This window comes from Rhodothermus profundi, from assembly GCF_900142415.1.
GTDB lineage: Bacteria > Bacteroidota > Rhodothermia > Rhodothermales > Rhodothermaceae > Rhodothermus > Rhodothermus profundi.
Genome location: NZ_FRAU01000004.1, coordinates 196,618 through 221,635, shown reverse-complemented (window position 1 = coordinate 221,635; position 25,018 = coordinate 196,618). Strand labels below are relative to the sequence as shown.

Here is a 25,018-nt window from a genome sequence, read left to right as displayed (position 1 = left end):
CTTAACCATTGGGTTTGAGATACATTATGGCGGAAGTGAAAGCAAACGGTTTCCTGGGCTGGTTGCTGGACCCATTGCAGTCCACGCGGGAGCAGGCAGAACCCCGTTATCGTCTCCCGGAAGACGTACGCATATGGGCGGTGCCGCTGGCTATCGGGGTAGGACTGCTGATTGTGAGTCTGGTAGGGTGGGTTATCGATGCACATCAGTTCTATTTCTCTTACCTGGTGGGGTGGACGTTCTGTCTGACGCTGGCGCTGGGCGCGCTGTTTTTTGTGATGATTCAACACCTGACGCGGGCGCAATGGGTGGTAGCCGTGCGTCGTCTGCCGGAAGCCCTGTTGTGGACGTTCCCGGCACTAATTGTGCTGTTTATTCCTGTTCTTTTTGGCCTGCACGACCTGTATCACTGGACCCATCCCGAGGTCTATGACCCGGCCAGCCCGGAATATGACCCCATCCTGGCAGGTAAACGGGCTTATTTGAACGTACCCTTCTTCCTGGGACGAATTGCCTTCTACTTCTTCATCTGGACGCTGCTGGCTTACAAGCTATATACCCTGTCGGTGCGTCAGGACGTTGATCCTGATCCGTCGATTCCAGCGCAGCAACGCAAGGTGAGCGCCTGGGGCATGCCGCTCTATGGGGTGACCGTGGCGTTCGCCAGCTATGATTTCCTGATGTCTCTTGATCCGCACTGGTACTCAACGATTTTCGGGGTTTACTTCTTCGCCGGAGCGTTCTTTGTGGCGCTCGGCTTTATCACAACCTGCTACGCTATTCTGGCGCGCCGGGGGCCGCTTACAGGCATCGTGCGAGCACCGCACTTCCAGGACCTGGGCAAGCTCATGTTTGGCTTTACGGCGTTCTGGGCCTATATCGCTTTTAGCCAGTACATGCTGATCTGGTATGGAAATCTGCCAGAAGAGACGCTCTGGTACCGGCATCGGCTGGAGCATGGATGGGAGGTGCTAAGCCAGGTGTTGATCTGGGGGCACTTTGCGCTGCCTTTCCTGATTCTGTTGCCCTGGGCCGCCAAGCGAACTCCACTACTTGTGGGGACTATGGGCGTCTGGTTCGCGATCATTCACTGGGTTGACCTGTTCTGGGTCGCCATGCCCGTGTTGCACGCTGAGCATCTGACGTTCCACTGGTTGGATGTCACCTGCTGGCTGGGACTTTTCGGGATCGTTGTCGGATTGCTCTTTTACCGCCTCAGCCGGCATAGTCTGGTGCCCCAGAACGATCCTTACCTGGCGCGTTCGCTGGCTCTGCACTGAGTGAATTTTTGATAGAAGCAGACAACCCGATACATTATCGTGCGTTCGAATCTCTCGTAATCTGCGGAAGCTATGGCCGAACAGGAAAAACAGACGCAGGTTGCCGCCGCGGAGGCAGCGTCTGGAGAGGCGACGCTGCCAGAGGTGCAGCCGGACGAGGCTAACCTGCAGGCGTCGTACCTCTTCCGGCTCGTGTGGGGGACGGTGGCGCTTATTGTGATTATTGTGTGGATGTTAGTGGTAGCGGCGCAATGGCAGATGCAGAAGCGTGCGGAAGCCGCAGCCGCTTCGCTTCGATATCCTTTGCGGGAGGAAACGGAGGCGCATGCGCGCCAGTTACTGGAAGGCTATGGGGTTGTAGATGCCGAAGAGGGCATCTATCGCATTCCCATTGATCGGGCCATGGAAGAAGTGGTGAAGGCCTATGGTGGAGATTCGGCCTGGACGCTTCCCAGGCCTTCCGGTGTCTCAACCCGTATGTAGTAGCAGACAGAGCAGCAAAATATGCGGTGGTGGGGTAAAGCGTGGTGGTTGGTGTGGAGTCTGAGTGCGTTGGGGGCGCTTTCGGCGTGGGCCCAGCGAAGTGGCCAGCAGTTGGCTGTTTTTGAGGGGGTCGGCATTGAAGAGCAATTGGGCGCGCGCATTCCGCTGGACCTGACGTTTTTTGACGAAGAAGGGCAACCGGTAGCGCTCCGGGAGTTCTTTGATGGTCGGCGTCCGGTGTTGCTGGCGCTGGTGTACCACGACTGCCCGATGCTCTGTAATCTGGTGCTGGACGGGCTGACCAGAACGCTCCAGCAGATGTCGTGGACGCCCGGTGATCAGTTTGAAGTGCTGGCCGTCAGCTTTAACCACCGGGAGACGCCCGAGCAGGCCCGCCGGCAAAAGATCCATTACCTGGAAATGCTCGGTAAGCCAGCCGCAGGTGCGGGATGGCACTTTCTGACAGGCGACTCGACAACGATCCGGGCGCTGACCGACGCAGTGGGGTTTTACTTTCGATGGGTGCCCGAAAAACAGCAGTTTGCGCACCCTGCCGCGTTGATTTTTCTAAGTGGTGAGGGAAAGATTTCGCGCTATCTGTACGGCCTGGAGCATGATCCGGGCGACGTGCGGAAGGCGTTGGTAGAAGCGTCGGAAGGCAGGGTGGGAACAGTCATCGATCAGGTGTTGCTTTACTGCTTCCAGTATGATCCTAACGAGAATTCTTACGTGGCAAATGCCTTTAACATCATGCGGCTGGGAGGAGTTGTAACGATGGTGGTGCTGGGCATCACCCTGTTTTTGTTCTGGCGACGAGAACGTCGGCGCCAGCAGGAGACGCTCCATCCAGCCGGCTAACCAGAAGCGAACCTCGGAAAGATGCAAGCAATGATTCTGTTGCAGAGTACAGCCTGGTTACCGGAAGCCGCTTCTTCCGTAGCGCCGGAAGTCGACAGTCTGTTTCAGTTCTGGGCGCTGGTGAGTACGGTGATTTTTATTGGCGTCGTTGGCGCTATGACGTTTTTTGTCGTGCGTTACCGGCGACGCCGGCGCGATGAAGTGCCAGAGCCCGTTAAGGAAAAGAAGGTGGTTGAACTGGCCTGGATTGTGGTGCCCACGATTCTGGTGCTGATCGTTTTTACGTGGGGATTCCGGGTGTTCATCAAAATGTACACAGCTCCGCCGGATGCCTATGAGATTGTGGTGTACGGTTACCAGTGGTACTGGGAATTTGAATATCCAAACGGGGTTAAAACAACCAACGAGTTGCACGTGCCGGCGGGGCAGCCAGTAAAGCTCCGCATGACCAGTGTGGACGTGATTCACAGCTTCTACGTGCCGGCCTTCCGCGTTAAGCAGGATGTACTGCCTGATCGTTACTCGTCCCTCTGGTTTGAGGCGACCAAGCCCGGGGAGTATACCGTTTTCTGCGCGGAGTACTGCGGCACGCAGCATTCGGGTATGCTGGCTAAAGTGATTGTGCACCCGCGCGAGGAGTTTGAGCAGTGGCTCGAAAGCGCAGGCATTCCGGAAGATATGCCGCTGGCCGAGTTAGGGGCACGGCTTTATCGGGAAAAGGCCTGTTTTAGCTGCCACAGCATTGATGGGTCGCGTCTCGTGGGGCCCACTTTTAAAGGGCTTTTCGGGTCCACGCGGACGTTTGAGGATGGTTCGACAGCAGTTGCTGATGAGAATTATCTTCGAGAAGCGATCCTGCAGCCCGGAGCTCGGGTAGTGCAGGGGTATCCCAATGTTATGCCGGCCAGCTACGCTTCCCTGAGCGAGCGTGAGGTGGCCGCCCTAATCGAATTTATCAAGCAGCAGCAGTAATGCTAAGGAGGGTGCCATGGCTACGCAGACGGTTGCCACCGCGCAAACGGCCCAGCCCGAAATCCACTACCTGAATCATGTTCGTGGCTTAAAGTCCTGGCTGCTCACGCTGGACCATAAGCGGATTGGGCTGCTCTACCTGATCTCTGTCATCTTTTTCTTCATTGTAGGAGGCATCCTGGCCGTCCTGATTCGACTGGAGCTGTTTGAGCCGGGGCAGACGATCATGAGCGCCGAAACCTATAACCACGTTTTTACACTGCACGGCGCTATCATGATCTTCTTGTTCCTGATCCCGGTTGTGCCGGCTGTGCTGGGCAACTTTGCCCTGCCGATCATGATAGGAGCCAAGGACGTGGCATTTCCTCGGCTCAACCTGGCGAGCTGGTACATCTACTGGCTGGGGGCCCTCACGATGCTGGTAGGTATTGTTACCAGCGGCCTGGATACAGGATGGACATTTTATACGCCCTACTCGACGATGACCGGCTCGGGAGTAACCTGGGTAGTGCTGGGAGCCTTCATTTTGGGCTTCTCTTCGATTCTGACAGGTCTGAACTTCATTGTCACGGTGCATAAGATGCGGGCACCCGGCATGACCTGGAGCCGGCTTCCGCTCTTTGTGTGGGGGCTCTATGCAACGAGTATCGTGCAGATCCTGGCTACGCCTGTTCTGGGGATTACGCTGCTGCTGCTGGCGCTGGAGCGTATTCTGCAAATCGGCATCTTTGATCCGGCTCTGGGGGGCGATCCCGTGCTGTTCCAGCACTTCTTCTGGTTCTACTCGCATCCGGCGGTTTACATCATGATTCTGCCGGCCTTTGGCGTTATCTCGGAGTTAATCGGTACGTTTTCGCGCAAAGGCATTTTTGGCTACAAGTTTGTGGCGCTTTCATCAGTGGCGATTGCCTTTCTGGGCTTTCTGGTGTGGGGGCATCACATGTATGTGGCAGGGCAGTCGGCCACGGCTTCGACCGTTTTCTCTCTGCTGACTTTTCTGATCGGCGTGCCCACGGGGGTGAAAGTGCTCAACTGGATCGCCTCGCTTTATCGCGGGTCCATCTGGTTGCGCACCCCGTTGCTCTATGCGCTGGCGTTCCTGTTTGTCTTTCCGATTGGTGGATTTACTGGCATTGCGCTGGGGACGCTGGGGCTGGACGTGCCCCTGCATGACACGTACTTTGTAGTGGCACACTTCCACTATGTGATGGTGAGTGGAGGCCTGCTGGCATTTCTGGGAGGCCTGCACTATTGGTGGCCCAAGATGTTCGGGCGGCTATACAATGAAAAGCTGGCGCAGATTGCTGCGCTGCTGATCTTTCTGGGCTTCAACATGACGTTCTTCCCGCAGTTCATTCTGGGGACGCAGGGCATGCCGCGTCGCTACTTCGACTACTTGCCCGAGTTTACTACGTTGCACCAACTCTCGACGATAGGGTCCTGGGTCCTGACCATCGGGCTATTGCTGGTTGCGGCTTACCTGGTGCACTCCCTCTTCAAAGGTCGGCCGGCGCCAGCTAATCCGTGGGGAGCCGGTACGCTGGAATGGACGCATACAGGACGGATTCCTTCGCCGCATAACTTCGAGCGGACGCCGGTGGTTACCCGCGGACCCTACGACTACCATCTGGCTGAGGAGATTTTTGGCAATGGACACCAGGGCGAGGAGGCAACGGTAGCGCCGGCTCCGGGACAAACGCAACAGCCCGAATCGGCTCGCTGAACTGAGTGTACGACCAACGCAGGAGGTTACGATGGCAGGAGCTTCGGAAGCCGTAACTGGCCAGGCGGAGGCGCACGTGCACCATCCGCCGTATCTGCAACATCACTTTGTTTCGGCCGAGCAGCAGTTCGATGCGGCCAAGCTCGGCATGTGGATCTTTCTGGCCACTGAAATCCTGCTCTTCAGCGGGATGTTTGTGGCCTATGCGATCTACCGAGTCTGGCATCCCGAAGTATTTCAGGCAGCCAGCAAGTTGCTCGACTGGCGATTGGGTGGATTGAACACGCTTGTGCTGCTGGCCTCGTCCTACACCGTCGCGCTGGCTGTGCATTATGCGCAGTTGGGCGATAAAAAACGGCTGGTGAAGAACCTCTGGCTGACGGTTGCCCTGGCAGGGGTGTTCATGGTGGTGAAGTACTTCGAGTACTCCGAAAAATTCCACCACCACATTTTCCCCGGAGGCAACTATGCTTACGAAGGACTGCAAATTCCGTATATCGGACAGTTCTTCAGCATTTACTTCGTGATGACGGGCATTCACGGATTGCACGTGCTGGTAGGAATGGGCGTGTTGGCCTGGATTGCGCTCCGGGCGCAGCGCGGAGATTTTAGCAGCGAATACTACACGCCCGTCGAAATATCGGCGCTGTACTGGCACCTGGTGGATATCATCTGGATTTTCCTGTTTCCGCTACTGTACCTGATTCACTGACGCGGATAGAGACGACATCATGGCGCACGCAACACACCACATTATTCCCCGACCGCTGCTGCTCAAAGTGTTTCTCGCGCTGGTAGCGCTGACCGTCATTACGGCGCTGACCGGCCAGGCAGACCTCGGGGTCTTCAATTTTCTGCACGTACCGCTGGCCATCGGCATAGCCGTGATCAAGGCCTCGCTTGTCGTGCTGTTTTTCATGGGGCTTAAGTATGACCGTCCGGTTAATGCGCTGGCCTTTATTATCGGCCTGCTGATGGTGGGCGTCTTTCTGGCGTTTACGCTCCTTGATATGCTGTATCGGGGCGATATCGGCAACCTGGACCGAGAACCCATTCGAGGGCCGCAGATGGAGCAGGTAGAAACGTCTGCGGTTGGGTCCTGAACAGAACATGCCTGTGGATTACGCAGGGCGTCGACAATCGGACGACGCCCTTTTTTGTGGATCCTGAGGGGATCTCCAGGCGTGTTTACAGAAAACAGGCAGAGCCATGTACTTGCTGCCGGCGCTGGTTTTTGTGCCCATACTGTTTTTCATGCTGGTCTGGGCTGTGGTAACGGCCGGGCGCATTCTCTTTCCGGAGCGTCCCCTCCCCTTTGATCGAGACTTTTCGCTTCGAGGCTGGACGGTGCGTCCTCGCTATCGGGCACCCGTTCATGTAGCAGCCCCTCGGGCAACAGTCCTTCAACAGGTCGCGCAAGCAGCGTATCATTTTGAAGAAGGGCACTCTGATGGCTTGCCCGAAGCCTGGGTGGAAGATCTCTGGCTTCGACGCAATTGAAAGATAAGGCTGCCATGCAGGTTGGGGGTGAACCTGACCGATCGAACGCGGTAGAAGGCGGCGTTTGTAAGGTCCAGTCGCTCTGCCATGAAAGTCATTGAGATTCTGGATCAAGCTACGGGTCCCCTGATTTCTTATGAAATCATTCCACCGCGGCGTGGCGGTTCGCTGGATGAAGTGCTGGCGGTGGTCGAAGAGTTGATGCCGTTTGACCCGCCCTTTATCGATGTTACCAGCCATGCCGCTGAACTGGAGTACGAGCAGTTGCCAGACGGCACCCTGAAACCCCGGGTCAAGCGCAAACGTCCGGGAACAATCGGGATCTGCGCTGCCATCAAAAGCCGTTTTGGCATTGAGACCGTGCCGCACCTGCTCTGCCGGGGCTTTACGCGCGAAGAGACCGAAGATGCGCTCATCGAACTGCACTATCTCGGCATTCAGAACGTCATGGCCCTGCGGGGGGATGCGCCCAACTATCGGAAGCCTATCCCGCCCGACCGAACGGTTAACGAGTACGCCGTGGATCTGGTGCGGCAGATCACCAATATGAATCGGGGTATTTATCTGGAGCCCCTGGAGGATGCTGTCCCCACTGACTTTTGCATTGGCGTAGCCGGTTATCCGGAAAAGCACTGTGAGGCGCCCAATCTGACGTGGGATATTATGCACCTGAAACGTAAGGTCGAAGCGGGCGCTCACTATATCACAACCCAGATGTTCTTCGACAACCGGCATTACTTTCGGTTTGTAGAGCGATGCCGGGAGGTAGGTATTGAGGTGCCCATTATTCCCGGGCTGAAGATCCTGACCAGCAAACGGCATTTGCAGCTTTTACCCAGCCGCTTTCACGTCGAAATTCCAGAAGCATTGGCATCCGAAGTGGAGGCAGCGCGGCCAGAGCATGTCCCCGAGATTGGTATTGCCTGGGCACGACGGCAGGCCGAAGAGTTGCTGGAAGCAGGTGTCCCCTGCATTCACTTCTACATCATGCTACGGGCCGACTATGTGCGCCAGGTGGTGGCCTACCTGCGCAAAATGGCGTAGCGAAGCTAACGCCAAAAGGTCGGCATTCCCTGCGCTTTTCGCGCAATTTTATATGATCGGTTGATTAGAATGGCGCGTCTGTGTAGAATAAGCAAAGATTGACAAGGGTAAAATCGGCGGCTATCTTACTGGTAGCCAGCGACTTGTGCCTGTAGTCCCCGGGCATCTCGGCCATCGAGAGACGGGGAGGCCAAGCTTTTGATGGGAAATATGTTCAGCGTAGACTGAGGGAGGCCTCCCATGGCACCACGTCGTGGCGTTGTCAAGTGGTTTGACGCAAAGAAAGGATATGGCTTCATTGTACACCCGGACGGAGGCGCCGACATTTTTGTCCACTACTCGCAGATCATTAGCGAGCGGCGGTTTAAGACACTGCGCACCGGCCAGGTGGTCGAGTTCGAGCTGCACGAAGGTCCCAAAGGGCTCCATGCGCGCAATGTTGTCCCGCTTGATGAAGTGCAGCGCAAAGCAGCTTCAAGCGCGCATGCATCTGAAACGTCGTCCTCCCGTTCTCATTCCGTCAGTCGTTCCTGAAAATTAAGCAGGCATTGTTTTTCGCCTGGCGTGCGGCTATCTTGCAGCAGTCAGGGGCTGCAAGATAGGGATAAGGTCATGGCGTTCACATTTTCGGACGAAGATATTCAGCGGATTGCTGCTGCGCTGGCAGCAACACCGCAAATTGAGGGCTCCAGTGTTCGGTTTTCGCTGGCTGATCCAGAAAGTGGACGGCGGTTAACGCTTGAGATTCAGCGCGCCTTAGCGCTCCCTTCCGCCTTGCAAAATGTAATGCCTCCCAATCTGATTTCTGTCTACACGCCCAGTTCATTTCTGCAACTTCAAGGATGTACTGGCTATCTGGCCAGTCAGGAATTGGGTGAGGTGATCTTTTTTGGGCGACAGCAGGGCTTTGTCAGCGGTCTGGTCGTCGAACGCGAAGTAGGCTGCTCGCTTTATGCAAACGTGCACGAACGGTTGCTCTCGGCCGACTTCATGCAGCTCCCTCCTGAAATGATCATGAGTAGTGTGGCGCTCTCAATGAGCGAGACCCTTTTCAATGACCTGGATGAGTCGTGAGGAAGGCGCTGGCCGGAAATGGAAGAACTGGAAATTGTTTACGCCCATCCTTCCCGGCGACTGCCCCGCAGGCTAATCCGACGCCTGGTGCAGGCTGTGCTGGAGGGCGAACGGGTGCGTTTGCGCTATTTGAGCCTGGTGCTGGCCGATCATGCGGTCGTGCGTGAACTTAACCGCACGTACCTGGGGCATGACTATAACACGGACGTGCTCTCTTTTCCGCTTACCGAGACCCCGGGCGTCGTAGAAGGCGAAATCTACGTGGATCTGGATACGGCAGCGGAGCGCCACGCTGAATTTGGCGCTACCTTTACGCAGGAGGCGTGTCGCTACGTGGTGCATGGGCTGCTGCATCTTGTGGGCTACAACGATGCCGCCCCTGAAGACCGAAAGCGCATGCACCAGTTGGAAGATCGCTACTTGCAGGCTGTGGGGTTGCTGTAGGTATGCTACGAATCGTTGCGGGAGGGGGCTGACAGCGACTCTTCCATTTCCCGGCGTAGCTCTTCAGGCGTTTTGCGGAAGCTGTCGTCCCCCAGCACTTCCGCTAAGCGATTGCTGAAGGCGGCAGCGGCTTCATAGTCGCCGGCCATCATATAGGTAAAGCGGATAATCTGCACAAACTGAGCCGCCAGATCAGCCTCACGTTGCGAGCGCGCCGTGCGCAGCGTGAACAGCACCAGGGGTTCTGCTTTTTTCCAGATAGCTACAGCTTTTTCTGTAGCACCGACCTGCTGATATGCCTGCGTTAAGAAGTAGTATGAGCGCAAATCAGCCGGAATGGTCTCCAGTGGTACGCGTACCATGAGGGTGTCGAGCAGCGCCTCTCCTTTGGCAGCCAGTCCCTGTTCGGCCAGTTGCACGGCAATGTGGGCAAAGATGCTTCGGTAATTATCCACCATGCGGCGGATGTTTTCATCAAAGTACACGTTCGGATTGTCCAGATTGGTGAACCGGAAGCGTTGGAGCCGCTCCAGGGTAATTGAGGGGACAACGCGACCAAGCGTCACGTTATGCCGGATAGGCACGACGCGGTACGCCTGCCCTTCAAGCTGGAAGAAGTTTTGCAGGTTAAGCTGGCCGTCCGGACTGACCGTAACGGCAAAGTAAATAGGGCGCTCCCAGTTGTTTTCTGCGTTGGAGCGGAGCATGTCGAGCACGGCAATGTCCGCCGCATAAAGCAGACGCAGGTCACGCGCGTAGGGCCGTCCTTCCAGACGCCAGCGCATGGGCCGCATGACGCGACTGCTGTCTTCGGGCGCAATGCCCAGGCGTTCATACTCGGTGGCAGGATTCAGGCGGACGGGGAGTTCGATTTCGCGTGGATTCCAGGGCACCACGCTGAGACGGTCGATCTGCGCATCGCTCAGTGAAATGGGCAGGGGGGCTGACTTGCGGGCCCATTGATGTTTGAGCTGTTTGATGTACCACGAGGTATTCAGCAGTGACAGGTTGGCCACGCGCACGTCCTGGCGCACGCCTTCCACTTCCTGCAGATACCAGAGCGGATAGGTGTCGTTGTCTCCGTTGGTAAAGACAATCGCATTTTCATCGAGGCTCATGAGCAGATTCCACGCGTAGTCGCGGGCTACGTAGCGGCCGGAGCGGTCGTGGTCGTCGTAGTTTTGCAGCAACATGTGCAGAGGGACGGCTGCAAAGATTACGGTAGCCGTGCCCCCGAGCAGAAAGCGTTGAAGCGCAGACGATTGATTTTTTAGCCGGTCACGGACAAGCTCCAACAGACCAGCTGCTCCGATGCCTACCCACAGGCTGAAGGCGAAGAAGCTGCCAACGTAGGAGTAATCCCGCTCGCGGGGTTGCAGGGGCGTCTGGTTCAAGTAAAGAATGATGCCTACGCCCGTTACGAGAAACAGAATGAGTACGCTGAAAGCGCGCCGCCAGTCACGGTTGAAGTGAAATGCCATGCCCAGCAGACCCAGCAGCAAGGGTAGGGCGTAGTAGACGTTACGTGCAGCACGCTCGCTGGGTGTCTGGAAGAAGTACAGATCCTTTTCGCCTGGCAGAAATCCGGTGATGGCCGGAGCATCCTGCACGTCGCTAGCCTTGCCGACAAAATTCCACAAGAAGTAGCGCACGTACATGTGGCCGAGCTGGTAGCGCAGGAAAAAGTCGAGGTCGGAGCTGTACTGAGCGTAAACGCGCAGGTGATTGGGATCTGGTGACCATCGGCGAGGGAAGAGTACCGTGCGGGAGGGATCAATCTGTCCCGTCTGATTATTGTAGGTGGCGCCGCGCAGCAGTGGGGTTTCGCCGTACTGCTCACGTTTCAGGTAAGAGACGAAAGCCTGGGGCGTTTCCGGGTCATTTAGGTCAATGGGCGGATCGACGCTGCTTCGAATGATGATAAGCGCATAGCTTGAGTACCCCAGCAAGATCATGGCCAGGCAGAGCATGGCCAGATTAGCAGCGGGCTTACGTTGCCGGTGGGTGTAGTATACGCCCGCTACTACCAGGGCCAGCACGGTCAGCCCAAACAGCAGTGGGTCGCCGCTCTTGCCCGCCCAGTTCGGTAGTTCCTGAATGATGCCCGGATAAATGGCCAGAAAGATGAGGGCAGAAACTACCAGGGCGCCCAGGATGCGAAGCCCTCGTTGCGTGGGGGTCCATTCCGGTCGCTCAAATTCTGTAAAGAAGACCAGCAGGGCTACGAAAAACAGGGCCAGGAGACTGAGCAGATGTACGCCAATGGCCAGCCCAAACAGATAAGCGATCAGGACCAGATAGCGATTGGCTGCCAGCCCGGAAAGGGTGCCGCCCCGCCGCAACGTAGCGACTTCTAGCGTTGCCTGTTCGCTCCACCGCAGGCCCAGCCATACGACCAGGGCCGTAAAGAGCATGGACAGCGCGTATACTTCGGCTTCAACGGCGTTGAACCAGAACGAGTCGGTTACCGCGAACGTGCAGGCGCCCACCACCCCGCCTGCCAGTGCGATAAAGTCGTCTGTCCACGACCGTTTGTCGGCGGGCGGTTGCCAGTGACGGATCAGGCGCACAATGATCAGGTGCGTCAACAGAACCGTAACGGCACTCGAAAGCGCGGAAACCCAGTTGACGGTCAGGGCCACCAGCTCGCGCGACGGGGCCAGCATTGAAAAGAGCCGCGCTACCAACATGTAGAAGGGGGCGCCTGGTGGATGCATGACCTCCAGGCCAAAGACGCTGGCGATAAACTCGCCCGAGTCCCAGAATGAGACCGTAGGCGCGATGGTCAGGCCGTAGAGAACCAGCGCATATAGAAAAACAGCGGTGGCAACCAGCCGCTCAATCAGGGTGCGTCGCATCGGGGCAGGGGTTAGGATTTCCCGAAAAAACGCCTTTCTAACGCCGGGCCAACGGGCGGGTTGCCCCGAAAGCAGTGCGGTAGAGGTCAAACAGAGGCCAAAAGTGCGTGCAGGACTTGCGCTCAGCGTGTCGCAGGCGGAGCGGCCGCCGGTTGCTGCGCAATCCCTGCGACGGAGAGCTTTTGTCCCTGTCGCTGCACCGAGACGCCCAGCAATTGTTCTACCAGCCAGCAGCTTGAGATCACGTGATCAGTAACCATTGGCAGGTAGTATGTGGAGGTTCCTTGGGCCAGGGCCACGTAGGGAAGAAGCTGGTCGGCCAGGTGGCGGTCGACAGTGGCACCACACCGCAGATCTTCCACGAGCATATGGGCCACGTTGTCGGCGATGACTTCAGAAGGGCGGCCCGGGGCACCAGCCTGATCTGCGCCCAGCAGAGCCCCCGTGTCGGTTTCAACAAAGAGGGCCAGGGCAGCGCCTGGCTGGTAAGCTCTCGTGTCGTTCATGATTTCGATATGAGGGTCGGGCAGTCCGGCTTCCACCAGCCGTTGGCGACAACGGAGCGCCATGCGTTCGGCTACTCGTCGTTGCTTCAGGTGGGAAGCCAGCGCGATGCCGAAGACGCGGATGGGGTGCCCCTGCTGTTCCAGTCGAAGCGGCTGGAGGGGTGCGCGTAAAGGAGTGACTTCCAGAAGCAGCTCGCCGCCACCGCGGGGCACGTACCCTGGCCGTTGCATGGTCAGGCGAGCTTCCAGCCCCATGCGGCTGAGAAGCGGAAGTAACGCATGGTGCAGGTGGAAAAACGTCGGGGCAAAATCCTGGAACAATCCGCCTCGAATGATAGCCCGGGTAGGACTGTCTGCAAAGGCCAGTACGGGTAGAACAGTCTGCACCAGGAGCGTTGCGGAGCCTGCTGTCCCAATGTCCCATCGGTAGACGCCCCCACGCGGTCGGCTGCGAGGAGCAAACGTCAGGCGTTGGCTGCCGACTCTGGCACCTTCCAACCGGGCATTAACTAACTCTGCCACGGCTTCAACGGCCTTCAGGTGCTGGGGGCGCAGCCCCGGTGGTTGGCGTCGTGCTCGTATGTTGTAGAGGTGCAGGGGACGGCCCAGCAGGGCTGCCAGGGCTACTGCCTGGCGCACCAGCGTCCCGCTCCCAGAATGCTGGCTACCATCCAGGGATAGAGGGGCAGGCGTGCTCATGAGCGTGTTTCTGAAACGTATGATGACATAATGAGAGCCTGTTCACGTGGCCAGTCAGGATCGGGACGGTAGGTGGTACCAGCCACAATGAGTACGATCTCACCGCGCACGCGCGGCTGGGCTGCATAGTATGCATGGAGCGTGCGCAGTGTGCCCCGGGCAAACGCTTCAAATGTTTTGGTCAGCTCTCGGGCGACGACAGCCGGTCGTTCGTCGCCCAGCGCCTGCGCCAGATCGCCAAGCGTACGGACCAGCCGATGCGGCGCTTCGTACAGCACCATCGTGCGGGGTTCGGTTGCCAGTTCGGCCAGGCGTTTTTGGCGACCTTTTTTGGTGGGGAGGAAGCCTTCGAATACAAATCGATCGGTGGGAAGGCCACTGGCAGCCAGCGCCGGCACGAACGCAGTGGGACCTGGAAGGGCTATCACGGGAATACGTCGCTGCAGGCAAGCGCGTACTAAACGGAAGCCAGGATCACTGATGCCAGGTGTGCCGGCATCGGTAATCAGAGCGACGCGTGCGCCCGCTTCCATGCGGGCCACCAGTTGTGCGGCTTTGCGGGCTTCATTGTGGGCATGATAGCTGGTGGTGGGGGTGGTGATACCGTAGTGGCGGAGCAGCTTAGCCGAGGTGCGCGTGTCCTCACAGGCTATCAGATCTACTTCACGCAGGATCCGCAAGGCGCGCAGCGTAAGGTCTTCCAGGTTACCGATAGGCGTAGGGACGAGATACAGCATCACGCAATGCGTGCAGTTTTTGGGTTAGCCACACCAGCGGGCGCGTCACGCGCAGGTCAAACGAAACATAGGTGACCAGCACCAACCCGATCAGCCCCATGACCAGATTAGGAAGCCACATGCCAAGCCAGGGAGCCAGGTAGCCGCGATCAGCCAGTTTTTCGCCCTGTACCAGCGTGATCCAGTAAAACAAAAAGATGCCCAGGGCCAGCCCGCCAGCCAGCCCCAGTCCTCCGCGGCGCACGCTCAGACCGAGCGGCATGCCGATAAGTACGAAGATCAGGCAGGCAACTGCGATGGAGAATTTCTTGTGGATCTCGACGCGGTAGCGATCCGCCCGTCGCTTTGTCCACTGAACTGTTCGTTGTAGTTCTTCAATCTGCGTCTGGAGTCGGCGGCTCTGCTGGAGCGCCAGTTCGTAGAGCATACTGCGCCGGGTGTCGGGAAGCCCTTGCAGGACTGGGCGGGAAAGCAGCATGTCATCTGCGGCTGCCTGGAAAGCGGGCGTCTTTGCCGCAGTGCGCTGCGCTGTGGGATGCAGCACGCCCAGTAGAAGCTGGCGAATGCGCTGCCGGTTGCGTTGCACTTCCGCTTCCATGGAGTCGACCAGCGCTAGCATTTGTGGTGTGGGCGTGGTGCGGTCGGTGCGATATCCTTCTTCCTGGCTTCGCGTAAACACAAAGTCCGACAGATCCAGGCGCAGCCGGTAGCGCGCAAACGCCAGACGCTCGTAGCGCTCCTGTCCTTCAAGACGGCGCAACCGGTGAAACTCCCCATCTTCCAGAATGAGATCGATAAAACGGCCGCCAGCGATAGGTTGCAGCAGGCCGCGCCGGGCTTTCAGGACAGCGTGTTCCCCGCTGTAGCGATAGTCATAAATGGTGATATCACGGAGCGAGTCGGTCTCAGGATCGCGGTGCTGGACAAGGATGCTGTAGCCCTCGATTCCGTCATAGAATACGCCGGGTTGTAACTGAAAGCCCGGTTTTTTGCGCTGGATGTCGATCCACAGGTTGCGAGCGCGGTGGTTGGCTTCGGGTAGAATCAGATTGTTGAAGTACATCATGGCGCCGGTCAGCAACGCACCCACGATTAGCAAAGGCCAGGTCAGTTGCAGCAGCGAGATCCCTGCGCTTTTGATAACCTGATAGGCATTCGATTCGGCCAGCCGTCCAAACGTCATGATCATGGCAATCAGCGTGGCCATGGGGACGGCAAGCACGACCATGTAGGCCAGGTTGTAGCTGATGAGCTCCAGAATAATACCCAGCGGCAGTCCTTTGCCCACCAGGTCGGGCAGGTACTTGATGAGGAACTGCATGACGAGCAAAAACATCAGCGTGCCAAACCAGCCCAGGAAGGGGCCGGGCAGCATGCTGAGCGTCATGCGGTGCAGGTGTTTCATGATCGGCGCTCAGGCGCGGTGCAGCGTAAGGAGCGTGATTTCTGGACGAATGCCCAGTCGAAGCGGAGGGCCGACGGTTCCCACACCGCGGTTGACGTACAGGTATTGACGACCTCGAGGGGTAGGAGCCGGTTCCACGTAGAGGCCGGCCCAGCGTTCATAGACCAGGCGCGCCAGTCCCCAGCGTAGCGGACCCAGTTCAATGCCGATCTGGCCTCCGTGCGTGTGGCCACAGAGCATCAGGTCGATGTCAGGATACCCCGGACGCACTTCAAGGTCCCAGAAGGAAGGGTCATGTGCCAGGAGCAACCGGAATTCTTCGCCGTTGGGGTCGGCTTCAAGGCCGGCCAGCGCTCGAGGCAGGTCGGCAAAGCGCTGGCGAAAGCCGGTGTTGTCGGTACCGATCAGATGAAGACGGGCGCCGTCGATGCGGAACGTGTGGTGCGCATTGATTAATAGCCGCAGGGGCGTTTGTTCATGAAGCCGGCGTACTACGTCAGGCGTGTGGGCGTAATGATCGTGGTTGCCCAGACATCCCCAGACCCCTAGTTCGGCCTTCAGCTTCTGAAGCGCCGGCAGGATCAGGGGAAGCTCGTCCGCCTCGTGGTTGACATAGTCGCCTGTAATGACAATCAGGTCGGGTTTGAGCGCCAGCAGCAGGTCGACTGCCTCATGAGCAGGGCGGTCGTCAAAAAAAGAACCGGCGTGCAGGTCCGAGATCTGGCCAATGGTCAGGCCTTCAAGGGCCCGGGGCAGGTCGGGGACCGGTAGGGACACGCGATGTACGGTGAAGTCATAGCGCGTGCGCAGCACGCCGTTTCCGACCGCCAGAAACGGTAAGGCAGCGGCTGACCATCCCAGTTTTTGCAGAAATTCGGCGCGACTCATGCGGCGGGCTGTATTGGTCTGGGTTGTAGAAGACTCCAGGGGGGCTGGACGTGAACGCAGCCGCATCGCCAACCGCACGAGCTGCTGCATGCCGTCTTTGACCAGCAACACCAGCGCGATGGGCACCTTGGGCACGTAGTAGAAAGCCCAGCTCCCGAAAAATAGCGCGCGGGCCAGCTTAGGTTCGACTTCCCACCAGCGGAACAGGAGAAAATAGCCCGGTAGCGCCAGCGGCATGATCCATAGCAGCAGCCGGTAGAGGGTAAGCGTCCAGCGCAATGCCGGTCGGGACTGAGCAAAGCGACGCCAGTGCAGATAGACGTAGCCGTCGATGGCCAGCGTCACCAGTACAAGCCCGACCGAAAATAGCACAAACCGCCCCATACGTACTGCTACAGCTTCTCAGCTTTCCGTTCGGCCGATGGCCTAAGCAGCACGGAAACGTTCTGGAGATGTTCCGCTCAGGTTAGGACAGCCCGTGAAAAACCGGTCAGGTGCTTTTCAAAGCGCGTCGGGCATGATAAGTTTGTGCGAAACGTGAGGGAGCTGTTAGCCATGAAGATTCATCGGTTCACCTTCAATTCCTTTCAGACGAACTGCTATATCTGCCACGATGGAGACGAGGCCGTGCTGGTTGACCCTGCCTGCCACACGCCAGCCGAGCAGCAGGCCGTAGTTGATTACCTGGAGCGTCATGGGTTGCGCTTGCGTCATTTGCTCCTGACGCACGCCCATCTCGACCACATCTTCGGGTGTCGGTTTTTTAGCGAGTATGCCGGTAAGGGGTTCTGGATGCATCGGGCAGATGTCCCCCTGCTTGAGCAGGCCGATGTGCAGGGGCAGTTCTTTGGCGTACCGATCGACCCGCCTCCCGCTCCGGAGGGCTTCTTAGATGAGGGGGATACGATTACGTTTGGCCAGACTACGTGGAAAGTACTGCATACGCCGGGGCATTCGCCGGGGTCTATTAGCTTTTATGATGAGCAGCATCGGCTGGTTATTGTAGGCGACGTACTCTTTCAGGGATCAATTGGCCGGACCGATCTGCCCGGGGGCAGCCTTCCTGTGCTTATGCAGTCGATCTTTCAAAAGTTACTTCCCCTGGGCGACGAGACGCGCGTTTATCCAGGACATGGCCCCGAAACCACCATCGGTCAGGAGCGGCAGCACAATCCATTCCTGACCGGTGCCTTTCCGTGGTAGCTCAGGGTAAGCCCGTAACAGCGCGTAAGTAGAAGGCAACGGAGGCCGGACGGCTGCGCTCAAGGACAATCTGCGTTGAATACCACACCAGCTCGCCCATGGTCAGGCAACGCTCAAAGCGAGCGTCCCCATAGTGTTCGGCCAGTTGCGCACCCAGGCGCCGGACGTTTTCTTCGGGCGCAATCAGATCTTCCTGCATGACTTCCATGAGCGCCTGGAAACGGCCGCGCGAAACGCGCATGCGGTTGGCAATAAGGGCGCGTTCTTCTTTCTGGTACTGAATGATGGTCTCTTCAGGCAGGTATTCGGCAACCAGTTCGACGAAGGGCATATTCTGGTGGAAGCACTCAGGGAGGTAGACTTCTTTGCGCCAGTGATGGCTTTGCTGGTCAAAGTCGATCGGGCGGATGCGGTAGTGCCACTTTTCCAGATCCGGCGTTCCGTCGATCACGAAGTTGCCTGCGTGCATGTCGCCCAGCAGGCGGACGAAGCAGCGTTCATTGAACTTGACAAACTCCTTAGCCAGCCGGACCTGGTCGAAGCGGTTTGTTGGCATGTGATCCTTGATAAAGTCATCGCCTGGGATTCCAATGATGTGCTCTTCGATAATCGTGTCACCCCAGATAAAATAGTTGATGCGGTTGGGAGACAGGATGTGTTCCAGTTCAAGGCCGTAGATACGGTTGGCATCGACGCGTTTGACGTAGAAGTAGTCAAAGTTGTCATTGAGCGCATTGACGATGCGCACGCGGAACGGCGAAGTGTTGCCATAAAGGCACAGGTCAATCCGGTCGATGTAGAGGTGATCGGCGATGGAGAAGTCGCCGTCTGCTTTCAGAAGCGCATAGGTAAGCCGCAGGCGGTCATGAATTTCTTTCTGTTCAAGTTCTGGGTAGAAGACCGTTGACCAGAGCGTATCGCGCCCTTGCTCATCGTAAAACGGAATGGCGTTGTTGTAGCGTAGCAGGTCGTCGTAGCGGATGCCGCCATCGTAGATGCGTCCATAGCGCTCCAGGTAGGAGCGCAGATAATCACTGATAGGGTAGGCTGGTTTTTTGCGGCTGATTAGATGGGCCATTGCCGTCAGACCATCCGGGGTGCGGTCTGTGCTAATACCTGCTCGTAGTAGGCTTCGTAGCGGGGAACGATGCGTTCCGTGTCGAAATGTTCCACGGCCCGCTGGCGGGCTGCCTTACTCATGCGTTCCCAGAGCCCATTGTCGGTTAGAATGCGGCGGGTTCGGTCGGTGAAGGCGTCCAGGTCGCCGAGTGGGCACAGAAAGCCTGTTTCACCGTCCACGATCAGTTCCGGTAGGCCGCCGATATGGCTGGCTACAACGGGCACGCCACATGCCATTGCCTCAAGTGCGGCCAGCCCAAATGTTTCAGAGCCACTGGGCATAAGGAAAACATCCGCAATCGAGAGAATCTCTTCGACCGGGTCCTGTTTGCCCAGGAAACGCACGTCCTCATAGACGCCCAGCTCGCGAGCCAGGTGTTCGGTGGGCACCCGGTCGGGGCCGTCGCCCACCAGCAGCAGCTTGACCGCGACGCCTTCCTGGCGGAGCCGATGAAATACGCGTACGACTTCAGGCACGCGCTTGACAGGACGGAAGTTCGACACATGCACGATCACCTTTTCGCCCTGGGGGCACAGCGCCTGCTTGAAGTGCAGCTTATTCAGCCGACGAAAACGCTGCGTGTTTACGAAGTTGGGGATCACTTCAATAGGACGGGTAACTTCAAAGTGCGTGAGCGTTTCGCAACGCAGGTAGTCGGAGACGGCCGTAACTCCGTCCGATTCATTGATCGAATACGTGACCACCGGACTGAACGATGGGTCCTGACCTACGATCGTAATGTCGGTGCCGTGTAGCGTTGTGATTACCGGCACGTAGATGCCCTGTTTTTCCAGAATCTGGCGGGCCAGCACCGCGCTGGTGGCATGCGGAATGGCGTAATGCACATGCAGCAGATCCAGTTTTTCATACTTGACCACGTCCACCATTTTGCTGGTCAGGGCCAGATCATAGGGAGGATACTCGAAGAGGGGATAGGCGTTGACGTTCACTTCATGAAAGTAGATTCGTTCAGTAATGTGGGAGAGTCGAAACGGCATAGAGTATGCAATAAAGTGGATTTGATGGCCGCGAGCTGCCAGGGCCTTGCCCAGCTCGGTGGCTACCACGCCACTGCCGCCATATACCGGATAGCAAGAGATTCCAATACGCATGGCGATAGCCGGTGAATTTTTACAGGGGCGGCGTGCAGCAGTGAACCCGGCACCGGAGTTCAGGTTGCACAGGCCTCATTGAATGATTGAACAACCAAACCCGGAAAACGATGACCAGGCAGAAAGTTGCGCTGCACATGCTGTATGTAGTTCTTGCGCTGCTCGTGTTACCCTCGGGTGCAGCTCGGGCGCAATTGGGCATGTCGGTAGGACTCAACTTTAACCGGCTCAGCGATATTAAAGTGGGGGACGCGCAGGCTACGTTCGACAATAGCCAGGGATGGCATGTGGCGATCTGGTTTGATTTGCCGCTGGGACCGGTGGCCATTCGGCCGGGGCTGCGTTACATGGATGCAGGGGCGCTGTACCAGGGTTTTCAGGACGACCTGTCGGATCAGCCGGTGCCTGAAGGGTTCGACGTATCGCTTCTGGAGATTCCCATTGACGTGCGCTATCGGATGACGTTGCCATTTCTGACGCCTTATGTGATGGCTGGACCGGTGTTGCGTTTTCCGTCGCAGGCAGACAGAGAAATTGAAGACAATTTGAAGGCGTTCAGTCTGGCAGGAAGCCTGGGAGTAGGGGTGGAGGTCAACTTGCTTGGGCTGCGGCTCTACCCGGAGTTGCAGTACACATTTGGTATTACGGCATTTGCCGACGAGTTCAGTGTGGGGGATGTGGCCTTTGTTCCGGATGCGCGTCAGCATCTGAATGCGGTGATGCTGCGGGTAGGAATTGCGTTGTAAGCTCGGCTGTGGGCGTTGCAGAAGGCCATCCGGAGTTTCGGGTGGCCTTAATTTAGTTAACGGGGAGCCAGTGTAATGACGACGGGAAAGTGGTCGGTAATGGTGCGGGGGTCGTAGGCCTGCACGTAGTGCACTTCGCGCAGGCGGGCGCGGAGTCGAGGAGAGAGTAAGATGTGGTCGATGGCTGATAGTTCGGGCCATTCTACCTGTCCGTCTTCGTCGGCGTCGTAGAAGACGGTAAAACGGTCGTGCTGGGGCACTTCGGCCATTACGTTGTAAAGATCGTCGTCAGGGGAAGGGCCGGCTGCCTTGACAAGAGCCAGGACGCGCGTAATGGGGCGGTTGCCATTCAAGTCGGGCACAGTTTCATCGTAGTCGTTGAAGTCGCCAATTACGGCTACGGCGCGGCCGGCAGCCAGCTCGCGTTCAACCAGTCGGCGGATGACTTCTGCTTGCGCTTCGCGGCGGGGTTTGCGGTGGGGATCGTTGGGACGCGACAGGAAGTGCACGCCAATGATAGTAGCCGGCAGATCGCCCAGGTAGAGGCGTACCCAGATGTTTTTGCTGACGCCGTAGGTGTCGTCGGTGCCTGCCACCGGCACGCGCTCTTCGGTGCGGCCGATTTTTTCAACAGGGAGTCGAGAGAGTACCGCGACGTCCTGACCGGTAAACGTGTCGTGTCCCTGGACAAAGTAGACCTTGTAGTTCAGATCGGGCAAGTCTTCGGCGACCATGCGCTGAAGCACGGCTGCGTTTTCTACCTCTTGAAGAACTACTAGATCTGCGTTGATCATGCGCAGCACCTGTGCAATGCGTGCGCGGTGACGACGGGCAGCTTCGGGGTTTCCTTTGTGGGGAAAGTCTGCCTGGCCTTCGTCGCCATACCCGTCGAAGAGAAAGAATGTGTTGAGGGTGGCGATTCGGATGCCTTCGCTCTGGTATTGAGGGGGAGGTTCGGGGACAAACAGCCCGGTGCGAGGATACTCAACAACTTCAGGTTCCGGCTCGGTCTGTCGGCAGGCAGGCAGGAGTAGGAAAACAATCAGCAGGAGAGACTCCAGGCGGCGTGTCATCATGGCAGGAAGGTTTGATGAAAAAAGGCCTGTACCTTCAGGGTACAGGCCTTTAAGTTACAACAATTGCCTGTTGTGCGTCAGGAGATATCTTCATAAAACCGGAAACGCCGCTCGTCTACCTGATAGCGCATAGGTCGGATAGGATGGACGCCTTCGGCCCAGACAGGCAGCAGGCGGCCTGTCATGGATTGCTCACTATAGAAATGGCGCGTGCGGATAGAAAACGGCCGGTGCGTGGTGTCGGCAAATCGTACGTAATACGCGATGCTGAGCGCCTGCTGCCAGCCAGGCGCTCTAGAGTGCGGCGTCAGACGCAGGTAGTAATGCCGACGCGGATTGTACGGAATAAAGGCGCTGAACTGAAACGGATCGAGCACGACGTCGCGGTAGGTCGCTTTGCCGCGGTACTGCGTCTCGACGCGGTTGCGGACGACCCACGCGACCAGCTCCATCTCTTCAGGCCGCTTGGTTTCTGAATAAATCACGCGGGCCAGCCAGAGCGTTTCTGTATCAATGGCTTCAGGGGGAACCGGGGGCAGCCGACGCGCCCCCAGTCGAATCAGGTGGGCCCGCACGTCCTTCAGGGAATCAAGCTCTATGTACACCTGCGTTGTATCCACTGCCGTCTGGGGAGCTGTGTCCCCCAGCAACCGGTCTGTATGAAAGACCAGGAGTCCGCCCAGAAGGAGCAGCGCCAGCAGGATACCTGCTGTTCGCTTGCTTCTCATGGTTGTACCGGGTTGGTTCATAAAACAAGCCGAGTCGTCAACAGCCAGACAGCCTGCGGTTGCGATTAACCTGCCTGTTGACGACCCGGCAACCTTTGTTTGAACTAATGACACGAGGCGCCGGTAGTTTCACGGCATGCCAAGTGTCTGTGAGCATATAGAGAAAATCCAGTGAATGCTCTGCCGTACCATCGCTCAAAACCCGTGCCTTAATTGGTCAGAAGGGCTTCCTTTTTGAATAAAGTATGATAAAGTTGGTTATAAAATATTGTAAGACAGTTACTTATGTATAAAATGATTAAGTGCGTCGGACAAAATGACGCTATGAGCATCTGGCAGAAAAAAATCGGTATTTCGTGCTGGCTTTAGGCCTATTCCCTTTGTACTTTTAGGGCAATTAAGCGGTGGCCGGACCCATGTGGCTGCATCCCGGGTTGCAGCGTCCCCTGCGCATCGTTGCAGACGAAAATATTCCGCTTGCCCGCGAAGCTTTCCGGGGATTCGGGGTAGTGCGGTCGTTTCCTGCGGATCAGATTACGCCGGCCACGGTGCGTAATTGCGACGTGCTTCTGGTGCGCAGCGTTACCCGAGTCGATGCGACGTTGCTGGACGGCAGCCGCGTTCAGTTTGTGGGGTCTGCCACGAGCGGCGTTGATCATGTTGATCTGGCCTATTTGCAGGCGCGAGGGATTGCTTTTGCCTATGCCCCGGGCGCCAATGCGGATGCGGTCGTTGAGTATGTGCTGGCAGCTTTGCTAGAGCTGGCGGTGCGGCAGCATATTTCGCTGCGAGGACGAGTGGTTGGCATTGTTGGTTGTGGCCATATTGGGGGACGACTGGCCCGGCGACTGCCTGCGCTGGGGGTAGAGGTGCTTTGCTGCGATCCGCCGTTGGCGGAGCAGACGGGACGCACCGACTTCGTGTCGCTCGCTACAATCCTGGAAGAAGCTGACATCGTGTCGTTGCACGTGCCGCTGACGCGCACCGGGCCTCATGCTACCTATCATCTGATCGATGCAAAAGCGCTGGCGCGCATGCGTCCGTCGGCCTGGTTATTGAACACGTCGCGTGGTGCTGTGGTGGACAGCCGGGCTCTCTTAGCGGCCCGGCATCGAGGGTATCCGGGAGGCGTGGTGCTGGACGTCTGGGAAGATGAGCCCACGCCCGACCCCGAACTGGTGGCGCGCGTGGACATTGCCACACCGCACATTGCGGGGCATTCGTATGATGGTAAGGTTCGGGCCACGCTTATGCTGGCCAGCGCGCTGGCGCAGCACCTTGAGCTACCGCTTCAGTCGGACGATAGCGAGCTGTTGCAGCCTCAACCCGGTGATCGGTTAGATTTGATTCCGCCGGATAGCCGATTGCCTGAAACGTTGTGGTTGGCCGAGCTGGTGCGCCAGATGTACGACATTGCTGCTGATGATGCCCGTTTTCGGATTGTGATGCAGGGGGGTACGCCCGCCCAGCGGGCCGAACGCTTCTTAGAGCTGCGCCGCACCTATCCGCGTCGCCGTAGCTTTTCCCTGCATCGGATGGAGCGCGCGTTTGTCCCAGCAGCGCTGCAAGAAGCGGTTACGGTTGGACTGGGCGTACAGCTTATCGAAGCGGAAACCGTGGCTCAGTAGCCATAGGAACGCAAGAGTCGATCACGGTTGCGCCAGTCTTCGCGCACCTTGACGTGCAGTTGCAGATAGATCGGCCGTCCTAGAAACGCTTCGATCTCCTGGCGCGCTGCGGTTCCCAGACGTTTGAGGGCCTGGCCCCCTTTTCCGATCAAAATTGCCTTTTGCGTGGGGCGTTCGACCACGATTTCTGCGTCGATGAAGTCCTTTCCTTCTGGGCGCTCTTTATAGTCCACAATGTTGACCTGGGCTGCATAAGGGATTTCCTCGCGGAATTGCTCAAAGATTTTTTCCCGGATGATTTCGGCCACGAAGAAACGCTCGGGATGCTCGCTGAGCTGATCTTTAGGATAGAAGGGAGGGCCTGGTGGTAGTCGATGGATAATTTCTTTGAGTAAGACGTCTAGGTTGTAGCCAGTCAGGGCCGAGATCGGCACGACGGCTTCAAAAGGATACAGTTTCATGTAGGCATCTACGAGCGGAAGCACCTGCTCCTGGCGCACCAGGTCCATTTTGTTCAGGGCTAAAATTGCCGGTCGATTTCCGAGGTGGTTCAGGCTGATTGTGTCCGGCGCGCGTTGCGTAGCCTCGGCCATAAACAGTACGAGATCGGCGTCAGCGACTGCCCGATCTACGGTGCGCAGCATGTGTTCGTGGAGTTTATAGCGGGTTTTCTTGAGCACGCCTGGCGTGTCCAGAAAGATAATCTGGAAGGTATCGCCGGAAAGGATACCCAGGATGCGATGGCGGGTTGTTTGAGGTTTAGGGGTAACGATCGACAGCTTGTGGCCCAGCAGCGCGTTCATCAGGGTGCTTTTGCCCACGTTGGGTTTTCCCACGATGGCCACGTAACCGCTTCGATGATCGGGCGGCAGTTGGGCTGGATCAATCAGCAGGGAAGGAGTGGATTGCGTTTTTTCTGGTTCCATCATGTCTG

The 25,018-nt window shown here is 57.6% G+C and carries 25 protein-coding genes; 15 read left to right on the top strand and 10 right to left on the bottom strand.

Translation table 11 applies throughout. From position 1 onward, the window contains the following. The first annotated feature begins 26 nt into the window (after positions 1–26). The 12 genes from BUA15_RS07495 to ybeY all read left to right on the top strand — a co-directional run bounded on the left by BUA15_RS07495 (position 27) and on the right by ybeY (position 9,378). Positions 27–1,280, top strand: coding sequence for a hypothetical protein (locus BUA15_RS07495; RefSeq protein WP_072715368.1), 1,254 nt, complete (start codon positions 27–29; stop codon positions 1,278–1,280). Between the two features lie 72 nt (positions 1,281–1,352). Beyond that, entirely contained in the window at positions 1,353–1,763 is a 411-nt protein-coding gene (locus BUA15_RS07490; protein WP_072715367.1) for a hypothetical protein, read from the top strand. 21 nt (positions 1,764–1,784) lie between these two features. Next, positions 1,785–2,621, top strand: coding sequence for an SCO family protein (locus BUA15_RS07485; protein WP_072715366.1), 837 nt, complete (start codon positions 1,785–1,787; stop codon positions 2,619–2,621). Positions 2,622–2,642: 21 nt separating this feature from the next. Next, entirely contained in the window at positions 2,643–3,593 is a 951-nt protein-coding gene (coxB, locus tag BUA15_RS07480) for a cytochrome c oxidase subunit II (protein WP_072715365.1), read from the top strand. A 16-nt stretch (positions 3,594–3,609) separates the two neighbouring features. Continuing rightward, entirely contained in the window at positions 3,610–5,316 is a 1,707-nt protein-coding gene (ctaD, locus tag BUA15_RS07475) for a cytochrome c oxidase subunit I (RefSeq protein ID WP_072715364.1), read from the top strand. Between the two features lie 31 nt (positions 5,317–5,347). After that, positions 5,348–6,028: a cytochrome c oxidase subunit 3 family protein gene (locus BUA15_RS07470; protein WP_072715363.1), complete on the top strand. Its 681-nt coding sequence runs from the start codon at positions 5,348–5,350 to the stop codon at positions 6,026–6,028. A gap of 19 nt (positions 6,029–6,047) precedes the next feature. Next, a complete protein-coding gene (locus tag BUA15_RS07465; RefSeq protein ID WP_072715362.1) occupies positions 6,048–6,419 on the top strand; it encodes a cytochrome C oxidase subunit IV family protein in 372 nt (123 codons plus the stop codon). 106 nt (positions 6,420–6,525) lie between these two features. Then, positions 6,526–6,816, top strand: coding sequence for a hypothetical protein (locus tag BUA15_RS07460; RefSeq protein WP_072715361.1), 291 nt, complete (start codon positions 6,526–6,528; stop codon positions 6,814–6,816). A gap of 87 nt (positions 6,817–6,903) precedes the next feature. Further along, complete coding sequence (metF, locus tag BUA15_RS07455; protein WP_072715360.1) at positions 6,904–7,860, top strand: methylenetetrahydrofolate reductase [NAD(P)H]; 957 nt, start codon at positions 6,904–6,906, stop codon at positions 7,858–7,860. Positions 7,861–8,100: 240 nt separating this feature from the next. Continuing rightward, positions 8,101–8,394, top strand: coding sequence for a cold shock domain-containing protein (locus BUA15_RS07450; protein ID WP_072715359.1), 294 nt, complete (start codon positions 8,101–8,103; stop codon positions 8,392–8,394). 78 nt (positions 8,395–8,472) lie between these two features. Beyond that, complete coding sequence (locus BUA15_RS07445) at positions 8,473–8,934, top strand: hypothetical protein (protein WP_072715358.1); 462 nt, start codon at positions 8,473–8,475, stop codon at positions 8,932–8,934. An 18-nt stretch (positions 8,935–8,952) separates the two neighbouring features. Then, positions 8,953–9,378, top strand: a complete 426-nt coding sequence (gene ybeY, locus BUA15_RS07440) for an rRNA maturation RNase YbeY (protein WP_072715357.1) — start codon at positions 8,953–8,955, stop codon at positions 9,376–9,378. Positions 9,379–9,383: 5 nt separating this feature from the next. Here ybeY and BUA15_RS07435 read toward each other — a convergent pair whose 3' ends face one another. From BUA15_RS07435 to BUA15_RS07415, 5 genes are all read right to left on the bottom strand, one after another. Then, positions 9,384–12,236, bottom strand: coding sequence for a glycosyltransferase family 117 protein (locus BUA15_RS07435; protein WP_072715356.1), 2,853 nt, complete (start codon positions 12,234–12,236; stop codon positions 9,384–9,386). Positions 12,237–12,358: 122 nt separating this feature from the next. Beyond that, positions 12,359–13,441, bottom strand: a complete 1,083-nt coding sequence (rtcA, locus tag BUA15_RS07430) for an RNA 3'-terminal phosphate cyclase (RefSeq protein WP_072715355.1) — start codon at positions 13,439–13,441, stop codon at positions 12,359–12,361. Beyond that, positions 13,438–14,178 (bottom strand): 16S rRNA (cytidine(1402)-2'-O)-methyltransferase, encoded by a 741-nt coding sequence (gene rsmI, locus BUA15_RS07425; protein WP_072715354.1) that lies wholly within the window; start codon positions 14,176–14,178, stop codon positions 13,438–13,440. The genes rtcA and rsmI overlap by 4 nt, the downstream gene beginning before the upstream one ends. After that, positions 14,147–15,583: an LptF/LptG family permease gene (locus BUA15_RS07420; protein WP_072715353.1), complete on the bottom strand. Its 1,437-nt coding sequence runs from the start codon at positions 15,581–15,583 to the stop codon at positions 14,147–14,149. Before BUA15_RS07420 ends, rsmI begins: the two co-directional genes overlap by 32 nt. 9 nt (positions 15,584–15,592) lie before the next feature. After that, on the bottom strand, positions 15,593–16,855 hold the full coding sequence (locus tag BUA15_RS07415; RefSeq protein ID WP_072715352.1) for a metallophosphoesterase: 1,263 nt from the start codon (positions 16,853–16,855) through the stop codon (positions 15,593–15,595). Between the two features lie 171 nt (positions 16,856–17,026). On the opposite strand from BUA15_RS07415, the gene BUA15_RS07410 reads away from it, so the two are divergent. Continuing rightward, complete coding sequence (locus BUA15_RS07410) at positions 17,027–17,674, top strand: MBL fold metallo-hydrolase (RefSeq protein WP_072715351.1); 648 nt, start codon at positions 17,027–17,029, stop codon at positions 17,672–17,674. A gap of 1 nt (position 17,675) precedes the next feature. Here the strand turns inward: BUA15_RS07410 and BUA15_RS07405 are convergent, their stop codons facing one another. Both BUA15_RS07405 and bshA read right to left on the bottom strand, forming a co-directional pair. Then, complete coding sequence (locus BUA15_RS07405) at positions 17,676–18,752, bottom strand: hypothetical protein (RefSeq protein ID WP_072715350.1); 1,077 nt, start codon at positions 18,750–18,752, stop codon at positions 17,676–17,678. Between the two features lie 5 nt (positions 18,753–18,757). After that, entirely contained in the window at positions 18,758–19,906 is a 1,149-nt protein-coding gene (gene bshA / locus BUA15_RS07400) for an N-acetyl-alpha-D-glucosaminyl L-malate synthase BshA (RefSeq protein WP_072715349.1), read from the bottom strand. Between the two features lie 110 nt (positions 19,907–20,016). On the opposite strand from bshA, the gene BUA15_RS07395 reads away from it, so the two are divergent. After that, positions 20,017–20,652, top strand: a complete 636-nt coding sequence (locus tag BUA15_RS07395) for an outer membrane beta-barrel protein (protein ID WP_072715348.1) — start codon at positions 20,017–20,019, stop codon at positions 20,650–20,652. Positions 20,653–20,708: 56 nt separating this feature from the next. On the opposite strand, the gene BUA15_RS07390 is transcribed toward BUA15_RS07395, so the two are convergent. Both BUA15_RS07390 and BUA15_RS07385 read right to left on the bottom strand, forming a co-directional pair. Next, on the bottom strand, positions 20,709–21,728 hold the full coding sequence (locus BUA15_RS07390) for an endonuclease/exonuclease/phosphatase family protein (RefSeq protein WP_245771963.1): 1,020 nt from the start codon (positions 21,726–21,728) through the stop codon (positions 20,709–20,711). Between the two features lie 77 nt (positions 21,729–21,805). Further along, complete coding sequence (locus BUA15_RS07385) at positions 21,806–22,456, bottom strand: cell wall hydrolase (protein ID WP_072715346.1); 651 nt, start codon at positions 22,454–22,456, stop codon at positions 21,806–21,808. 416 nt (positions 22,457–22,872) lie between these two features. Here BUA15_RS07385 and BUA15_RS07380 point away from each other — a divergent pair, with 416 nt between their 5' ends. Then, positions 22,873–24,084: a 4-phosphoerythronate dehydrogenase gene (locus BUA15_RS07380; RefSeq protein ID WP_072715345.1), complete on the top strand. Its 1,212-nt coding sequence runs from the start codon at positions 22,873–22,875 to the stop codon at positions 24,082–24,084. Here the strand turns inward: BUA15_RS07380 and era are convergent. Beyond that, complete coding sequence (era, locus tag BUA15_RS07375; RefSeq protein ID WP_072715472.1) at positions 24,078–25,010, bottom strand: GTPase Era; 933 nt, start codon at positions 25,008–25,010, stop codon at positions 24,078–24,080. The two genes, BUA15_RS07380 and era, sit on opposite strands and share 7 nt — an antisense overlap. Between the last annotated feature and the right edge of the window lie 8 nt (positions 25,011–25,018).

Coding starts and splice junctions, on each gene's coding strand:
- BUA15_RS07445 (WP_072715358.1), top strand. CDS start 8,473: ATGGCGTTCACATTTTCGGACGAAGATATTCAGCGGATTGCTGCTGCG.
- BUA15_RS07470 (WP_072715363.1), top strand. CDS start 5,348: ATGGCAGGAGCTTCGGAAGCCGTAACTGGCCAGGCGGAGGCGCACGTG.
- BUA15_RS07420 (WP_072715353.1), bottom strand. CDS start 15,583: ATGAAACACCTGCACCGCATGACGCTCAGCATGCTGCCCGGCCCCTTC.
- BUA15_RS07485 (WP_072715366.1), top strand. CDS start 1,785: ATGCGGTGGTGGGGTAAAGCGTGGTGGTTGGTGTGGAGTCTGAGTGCG.
- rtcA (WP_072715355.1), bottom strand. CDS start 13,441: ATGAGCACGCCTGCCCCTCTATCCCTGGATGGTAGCCAGCATTCTGGG.
- rsmI (WP_072715354.1), bottom strand. CDS start 14,178: ATGCTGTATCTCGTCCCTACGCCTATCGGTAACCTGGAAGACCTTACG.
- BUA15_RS07380 (WP_072715345.1), top strand. CDS start 22,873: ATGTGGCTGCATCCCGGGTTGCAGCGTCCCCTGCGCATCGTTGCAGAC.
- BUA15_RS07415 (WP_072715352.1), bottom strand. CDS start 16,855: ATGGGGCGGTTTGTGCTATTTTCGGTCGGGCTTGTACTGGTGACGCTG.
- ctaD (WP_072715364.1), top strand. CDS start 3,610: ATGGCTACGCAGACGGTTGCCACCGCGCAAACGGCCCAGCCCGAAATC.
- BUA15_RS07410 (WP_072715351.1), top strand. CDS start 17,027: ATGAAGATTCATCGGTTCACCTTCAATTCCTTTCAGACGAACTGCTAT.
- BUA15_RS07390 (WP_245771963.1), bottom strand. CDS start 21,728: ATGATGACACGCCGCCTGGAGTCTCTCCTGCTGATTGTTTTCCTACTC.
- BUA15_RS07490 (WP_072715367.1), top strand. CDS start 1,353: ATGGCCGAACAGGAAAAACAGACGCAGGTTGCCGCCGCGGAGGCAGCG.
- BUA15_RS07465 (WP_072715362.1), top strand. CDS start 6,048: ATGGCGCACGCAACACACCACATTATTCCCCGACCGCTGCTGCTCAAA.
- BUA15_RS07495 (WP_072715368.1), top strand. CDS start 27: ATGGCGGAAGTGAAAGCAAACGGTTTCCTGGGCTGGTTGCTGGACCCA.
- ybeY (WP_072715357.1), top strand. CDS start 8,953: ATGGAAGAACTGGAAATTGTTTACGCCCATCCTTCCCGGCGACTGCCC.
- BUA15_RS07405 (WP_072715350.1), bottom strand. CDS start 18,752: ATGGCCCATCTAATCAGCCGCAAAAAACCAGCCTACCCTATCAGTGAT.
- BUA15_RS07385 (WP_072715346.1), bottom strand. CDS start 22,456: ATGAGAAGCAAGCGAACAGCAGGTATCCTGCTGGCGCTGCTCCTTCTG.
- era (WP_072715472.1), bottom strand. CDS start 25,010: ATGGAACCAGAAAAAACGCAATCCACTCCTTCCCTGCTGATTGATCCA.
- BUA15_RS07435 (WP_072715356.1), bottom strand. CDS start 12,236: ATGCGACGCACCCTGATTGAGCGGCTGGTTGCCACCGCTGTTTTTCTA.
- coxB (WP_072715365.1), top strand. CDS start 2,643: ATGCAAGCAATGATTCTGTTGCAGAGTACAGCCTGGTTACCGGAAGCC.
- metF (WP_072715360.1), top strand. CDS start 6,904: ATGAAAGTCATTGAGATTCTGGATCAAGCTACGGGTCCCCTGATTTCT.
- BUA15_RS07395 (WP_072715348.1), top strand. CDS start 20,017: ATGACCAGGCAGAAAGTTGCGCTGCACATGCTGTATGTAGTTCTTGCG.
- bshA (WP_072715349.1), bottom strand. CDS start 19,906: ATGCGTATTGGAATCTCTTGCTATCCGGTATATGGCGGCAGTGGCGTG.
- BUA15_RS07460 (WP_072715361.1), top strand. CDS start 6,526: ATGTACTTGCTGCCGGCGCTGGTTTTTGTGCCCATACTGTTTTTCATG.
- BUA15_RS07450 (WP_072715359.1), top strand. CDS start 8,101: ATGGCACCACGTCGTGGCGTTGTCAAGTGGTTTGACGCAAAGAAAGGA.